The 5,917-nt window shown below is 64.0% G+C and carries 7 protein-coding genes and 1 tRNA gene; 3 read left to right on the top strand and 5 right to left on the bottom strand.

Going from position 1 to position 5,917, the window contains the following annotated elements; translation table 11 throughout:
- The coding region (locus VZ95_RS01805) for an AAA family ATPase (RefSeq protein ID WP_045774356.1) at positions 1 to 1,447 on the bottom strand (1,447 nt) is incomplete at its 3' end.
- 164 nt (positions 1,448 to 1,611) lie between these two features.
- On the opposite strand from VZ95_RS01805, the gene glpD reads away from it, so the two are divergent.
- Positions 1,612 to 2,421 carry a glycerol-3-phosphate dehydrogenase gene (gene glpD / locus VZ95_RS29615; protein ID WP_456297664.1) on the top strand — a complete coding sequence of 270 codons (810 nt, stop codon included), beginning with the start codon at positions 1,612 to 1,614 and terminating at the stop codon, positions 2,419 to 2,421.
- Positions 2,408 to 3,163 (top strand): FAD-dependent oxidoreductase, encoded by a 756-nt coding sequence (locus tag VZ95_RS29610; RefSeq protein WP_456297663.1) that lies wholly within the window; start codon positions 2,408 to 2,410, stop codon positions 3,161 to 3,163. Before glpD ends, VZ95_RS29610 begins: the two co-directional genes overlap by 14 nt.
- 147 nt (positions 3,164 to 3,310) lie before the next feature.
- On the opposite strand, the gene VZ95_RS01795 is transcribed toward VZ95_RS29610, so the two are convergent.
- From VZ95_RS01795 to trxA, 4 genes are read right to left on the bottom strand one after another with little or no spacing between them, the layout of a single operon-like run.
- On the bottom strand, positions 3,311 to 3,670 hold the full coding sequence (locus tag VZ95_RS01795; protein WP_045774355.1) for a gamma-butyrobetaine hydroxylase-like domain-containing protein: 360 nt from the start codon (positions 3,668 to 3,670) through the stop codon (positions 3,311 to 3,313).
- The gene (locus tag VZ95_RS01790; RefSeq protein ID WP_045774354.1) at positions 3,667 to 3,867 is read right to left on the bottom strand and encodes a Trm112 family protein; all 201 of its coding nucleotides are present in this window, start codon (positions 3,865 to 3,867) and stop codon (positions 3,667 to 3,669) included. Before VZ95_RS01790 ends, VZ95_RS01795 begins: the two co-directional genes overlap by 4 nt.
- A gap of 14 nt (positions 3,868 to 3,881) precedes the next feature.
- Positions 3,882 to 4,547, bottom strand: coding sequence for an LON peptidase substrate-binding domain-containing protein (locus VZ95_RS01785; protein WP_045774353.1), 666 nt, complete (start codon positions 4,545 to 4,547; stop codon positions 3,882 to 3,884).
- Positions 4,548 to 4,557: 10 nt separating this feature from the next.
- The gene (gene trxA / locus VZ95_RS01780; protein WP_045774352.1) at positions 4,558 to 5,478 is read right to left on the bottom strand and encodes a thioredoxin; all 921 of its coding nucleotides are present in this window, start codon (positions 5,476 to 5,478) and stop codon (positions 4,558 to 4,560) included.
- Between the two features lie 226 nt (positions 5,479 to 5,704).
- Between trxA and VZ95_RS01775 the strand changes: the two genes are divergently transcribed.
- Positions 5,705 to 5,779 (top strand) — tRNA-Gly (locus tag VZ95_RS01775).
- The last annotated feature ends 138 nt before the right edge of the window (positions 5,780 to 5,917 follow it).

The raw sequence follows: 5,917 nt of genomic DNA, 5'->3' as shown, positions 1-5,917 counted from the left end.
ACTGAACCATGCGCCCGGCTTCGGCTTCGGCATCCTGGGCCTTGCGCTGGGCTTCCTCGGCCTTGGCGACGGCAAGGCGGGCTTCGTCTTCCGCCGCCATCACGGTTTCGAGTTGGCTTTCCAGTTCCTCGGCGTCGGGCAGGCCGGTGAGATCGGCGTCGATGGCGGCAAGATCGCCGCGCAGCTTGTCTTGCTCGGCGGACAGGCGCGCGCGGCGCGCGGAAAGCTCGTTGAGGTGCCGCTCCAGCGTCGCCCTTCGCGCGTCGGTTTTCGCCAGGGTTTCGGTGGCGGCTTGCACGGCGGCTTCAGCGCGCTCTAAATCCGCCTCTTGCTCGGCGAGAAGCTCCAGGGTTTCGGTCAGCCGTTCGGCATCGACGGCGGCATTTTCCGCGAGGCTTTCTTCTTCTTCGGTCAGGCGGGCGAGGGCGGTTTCGGCGTCCCCCGCAAGGCTTTCCTCGCGCTCCCGGTCGCGGGCGAGCAGGGCGAGGCGTTCTTGCACGGCGCGGGTTTGATCGACCAAGCGTTGCGCCTCGCCATCAAGCGCGCCTTGCGCCGCGTGCAGCCGGTGCAGGGATGCTGCGGCTTCGGCATCCTCGTGCCGCAACTCGGGCAGGCGCTCGCGCAGGTCGATATCGAGGGTGGTGAGTTCCGCGACCCGCTCCAGGGATTCGGCGACTTTGAGTTCGGCTTGGCGCAGGGCTTCCGCCGCCTTGGTCCGCCCGAGTTTAGCGTCGAGCCAGCGGATCGCCAGCAGCACGGTTTCCGCCGCGCGAATCGCTTCGGAAAGCTGGCGGTATTTCGCCGCCTGGGCTGCTTGGCCTTCCAGCCCCTCGCGCTGGCGGGTGAGGGTGGACAGAATATCGTCGATACGCGCCAGATTGGTTTCGGCCCCGGTCAGCCGCTGTTCGGCTTCCTTGCGCCGCGCCTGGAGCCCGCCGATCCCCGCCGCGTCTTCCAGAATCGCCCGCCGCTCGAAGGGGCGCGCGTTAATCATCGCCGCCACCCGGCCTTGGCTGACCAAGGACGGCGAATTCGCCCCGGTCGCGGCATCGGCGAACAGCATCTGCACGTCCCGGGCGCGCGATTCCCGGCCATTCACCCGATACTGCGAGCCCTGGCCCCGGTCGATGCGGCGGCTCACTTCAAGCTCGCTGGCATCGTTGAAGGCGGTCGGCGCGCGGCGGTCGCTATTGTCGATGAGCAGTTGCACTTCGGCGTGATTGCGCGCCGGGCGGCTGGTGGTGCCGCCGAAGATGACATCGTCCATTTCGCCGCCGCGCATTTGGCGGGCGGAGGTTTCGCCCATCACCCAGCGCAGGGCTTCGACGAGGTTCGATTTGCCGCAACCATTCGGGCCGACAACGCCGGTCAGCCCGGTCTCGATAAGGAGATCGGTCGGCTCGACGAAGGATTTGAACCCAGCAAGGCGCAGGCGCGTGAACTGCATGGGCGAGACTTTCCCGGTTCGGCGACAAAAGGCAAGAGGAGTGATCCCTCACGGCGGTTTCGGCACGGCAGCCTTGCGCCCGGCGCCGGAAACGAACCTTGAAACGAAAATTCATAGCGCTATTATGCTGATGAAACGCACCAAACGAACTTATGAGACTCGCCATGACCGCAACCGCCCCCCTGCTTGAAACCGATCTCCTGGTCGTCGGCGGCGGCATCAACGGCACCGGCATTGCGCGGGATGCGGTGGGACGGGGGCTGTCGGTCGTGCTGTGCGAGGCGGGCGATTTGGCGCGGGCCACCTCGTCGGCCTCCTCAAAACTCATTCACGGCGGCTTGCGCTATCTCGAATATTACGAGTTCCGGCTGGTGCGCGAAGCCTTGACCGAGCGGGAAATTCTGCTGCGCGCCGCCCCCCATATCATCTGGCCGCTGCGCTTCGTGCTGCCCCATAACCCCGGCCTGCGCCCGGCCTGGATGATTCGCCTCGGGCTGTTTCTGTACGATCATTTGGGCGGGCGGAAGCTGCTCCCCGCCTCCGAAGGCATCCGCCTGCGCCGCCACCGCTTCGGCAAGGGCACGAAAGCCGCGCTCGATAAAGCCTTCGTCTATTCCGACTGCTGGGTGCAGGACGCGCGCCTTGTGGTGCTGAATGCGCTCGACGCGCAGGAGCGGGGGGCGAAAATCCACACGCGCACGAAGCTGATCGATGCGCACCGGGCGGGCGGGCGCTGGATCGCAAGCCTGGAGCGGGAGGACGGTAGCCGGTTCGAGGTGGCGGCGAAAGCGCTGGTGAATGCGGGCGGGCCGTGGGTCTCGGAAATCCTCAATAGCCGCCTGGGGCAAAATACCGATAAGCGCGTGCGCCTTATCAAAGGCAGCCATATCGTCGTGCCGAAGCTGCACGACGGCGACCAAGCTTTCATTCTGCAAAAACGCCGACCGGCGCATCGTTTTCGTGATCCCCTATGAGGGCAACTATTCGCTGATCGGCACCACCGACCATGATTTTACCGGCGATGCGTCGAACGTCGCCATTTCGCCGGAAGAGACCGACTATCTCTGCGCCATCGCCAATGCGCATTTCGAAAAGCAGATTTCAGCGCAGGATGTGGTTTGGTCCTACAGCGGCGTGCGCCCGCTCTACGATGATGCCGCGGCCAATGCCTCCGCCGTAACGCGCGATTATACGCTCGATCTCGACGCTCCATCAGGCGAAGCGCCGCTGCTGTCGGTTTTCGGCGGCAAGATCACGACGTATCGCTGCCTCGCGCTGGAGGCGGTGGATAAACTTCTGCCCGCCCTCGGCAAGCCGGTGAGCAACGGCCTCGGCGAAAACTGGACCGCGCACGCACCGCTCCCCGGCGGCGATATTCCGAAGGCGGATTTCGAGGGGTTCCTGCGGCAGCTTCAGGCCGAGTATCCCTTCCTCCCGGAAGACCTCGCCCACCGCTATGGCCGCGCCTATGGCACGCGGGCGCGCCGGCTGCTGGGTGCGGCGCAAAGCCTCGCCGATCTAGGGCAGGATTTCGGCCAGGGCGTCTATGACGCCGAGTTGCGCTATCTGCGCGACGTGGAATGGGCGCGCTCGGCAGAGGACGTGCTGTGGCGGCGCTCGAAGCTCGGGCTGCATGCGGGGGCGGATACGCAAGCGGCGGTGGGGGAATGGTTCAAGACGATTTCAGGCGGAGTGACGCTGGATAAAGTCTCGTAGGGCAGAAGCGCCCCCGCTGGACTTGGCTCCAATCTGTGACCTCTGGAATATCCGATGTGTCGATGCAATCGCCGGAACGCGCCGCAAGCGCCTCCAACTCGCCCTTGAGCGCAGCGCTGAGCGGTTCGGGATTCCCCTTCTCCATCCCTACCGCTTCAACCCCGCCGCCGACAAGGCCGCGAGATAGGCCTGCCGAAGGTTCGCTTCCGAGCGGTGCAACTCCAGAAAATAGCGCCAGGAATAGATGCCAGTATCGTGGCCGTCATCGAACACCAGGCGCACGGCGTAATTACCGATGGGCTCGATGCTACGAATGGCGACGCTCGCTTTACCCGGCACGAGTTGCTTTTGATCCGGCCCGTGGCCCTGCACTTCTGCCGACGGGCTTTCGACGCGCAAATATTCGGCGGCGAGGGTTATCACTTGGCCGTCGTCATAACTCACGGTCAGGCTGCGCCGGTCAGGCGATAGCAGCAGATCGGTCGGCCAGGGGAGCGCCTCGGTCAAAGCGTATCGTCCAGCGGGCGGGCTTCATCGACCAGCATGATTGGAATACCGTCGCGGATGGGGAAAGCCAAATGGGCCGCGTCGGAAATCAACTCAGCCCGCTCACGGTCCAGCCGCAACGGGGTTTTCGTGACCGGGCAGACGAGGATTTCCAGCAGTTTCGGGTCTACACCCAGGGTATCGGCAACGGACGTCATGGGATTTATCCTCTCTAGTGCCGCAGCCCCAAATCGGGGCCGGAGCTATCCTTATCCATCAAGGCCATTTCGATCAGCGCGATCATGGTCGAGGCGCGGTCTTCGGTATCGGCGCTTTCCAGCAGCGCCTGCTTTTCGCTCGCGCTGAAGGGGCAGACCATCGCCAGCGTCGTAATCAGCGCGTCATCGGGGGCCTGTTCGACCGAGCCCCAATCGGCCGCGACACCGTGATGTTTGAGGTAAGTGCGCAGGCCGCGCAACAGCCGCGCCCGGTCGAAATCCTGCGGCTCCTGCTCGTCCAAATCGGGCGAAAACGGCTGCCAATCGACGCGCATGGGCCGATAACCCCGGCGGGCCGCCAGCTCTTCCACGACGGCAAAGCGCGACACGCCGGTGAGCGTAATCAGATAGCGCCCATCGGCGGTTTCTTCGAAAGACGTCAGCCGCCCGGCGCAACCGATCCGGTACAGGTCGGGAGTGCGCGAACGGTCGTCGGCATCGAGCGGCTGGATCATGCCGATCAGCCGGTCGGGCGTTTTCAGGCAATCTTCCACCATCGCCCGGTAGCGCGGCTCGAAGATATTCAGTGGTAGGCGTCCGCCCGGCAGCAGCAGCACGCCGCTGAGCGGGAAGACCGGCAGGATTTCCGGCAGCGTATCGGGCGTCCAGGCAATCGTCATCGCGCGCGGCTTACCGGAACAACAGCGTGGAGAGCCGCCGCCGCCCCGCCACGCTGATCGGATCGGAGAAACCAAAGGCTTCGAAGAGCTTCAGCAACTGCTTGCGCCCGGCTTCCTCGTTCCACGCGCGGTCGCGCTGGATGAGATCCAGCAGATGATCGACCGCGCCCTGCTTATCGCCTTCAGCGTACAGCAGCAGCGCGAGATCGTAGCGCGCCTGATGATCGTTGGCGTCGCGGCCAAGGCGGCCTTCCAAATCGGCCCGGCTGCCGAGTTCCGTCGTTTGTTCGGCAAGCTCGATCCCCGATTTCAGCGCCAGCACGTCGGAATGACCGAGCTTATCTTTCGGTACCTGCGCCAGCACTTCTTTCGCCACATCGATCTGCCCGGCCAGCAGCGCCATCCGGCCCATGCCGGCGATGGCTTCGACATTTTCCGGCTCGACTTGCAGAATTTGCCCGTAGATCGCTTGCGCCGTGACAGCATCACCTTCGGCCAGGGCTTCCTTCGCCTGGGCCAGCGCCTCGACGATTTGGGCGGCGGGGTCATTTTCGGCGGCGAGGCTGGCGAGCTTCTTCACCCAGGCCTGCACCTGGCTTTCGGGCAGTGCGCCCTGAAAGGCATCGACCGGGCGACCGTCGAAGAAAGCGTAGACGGTGGGGATCGACTGCACGCGCATTTGCGCCGCGAGCTGCTGGTTTTCATCGACGTTGATCTTGACCATGCGCACGCTGCCCTTGGTTTGGGCAACGGCTTTTTCCAGCATCGGCCCTAGGGTTTTGCACGGCCCGCACCAGGGTGCCCAAAAATCGACGACGATCACCGCTTCGCGCGAGGCTTCCATAACCTCGGTCACAAAGGTGGCCGTGGTGACATCCTTCACCGCCGGGGCATTGGCCGGAGCCGCCGAGGAGCCGAACAGCGTTTGCATGGGGAAAACCCTTCCCAAAAATGAACGAGGTCCGCGCCACGCGGGCGGCAGACGCAATACTCTTCTCATGTGGCACGGGCGCGGGGCCGAGGCAAGGCTCGCAACGCATTTCCCCCGCGTGACGCAAATTCTTCAGGAAGCCCAGCGAAAAAGCGCTTGCAGGAATTCTGTCACACGCTATATTCCGCCTCACCGACGAACAACAACGCGTTTTCGGCGGCACGATGCGGGAATAGCTCAGTGGTAGAGCATCACGTTGCCAACGTGAGGGTCGAGGGTTCGAATCCCTTTTCCCGCTCCAAATCCTCAAAAACCCCTGCCAGTTTTGGCGGGGGTTTTTGCTATGTTTGAGCCGAAAGGAAACTGCTGCTGGCTCGAAACCCCTTCCCGCTCCTTCGCGTTTGGCCCGAGTATGCCAGTTCTGGAATTTTGGACTCCT

The organism is Elstera litoralis (genome assembly GCF_000963705.1).
GTDB classification, from domain to species: domain Bacteria; phylum Pseudomonadota; class Alphaproteobacteria; order Elsterales; family Elsteraceae; genus Elstera; species Elstera litoralis.
Note: the sequence above shows the minus strand (reverse complement) of the source record. Positions and strands in the feature narration are given on the sequence as shown.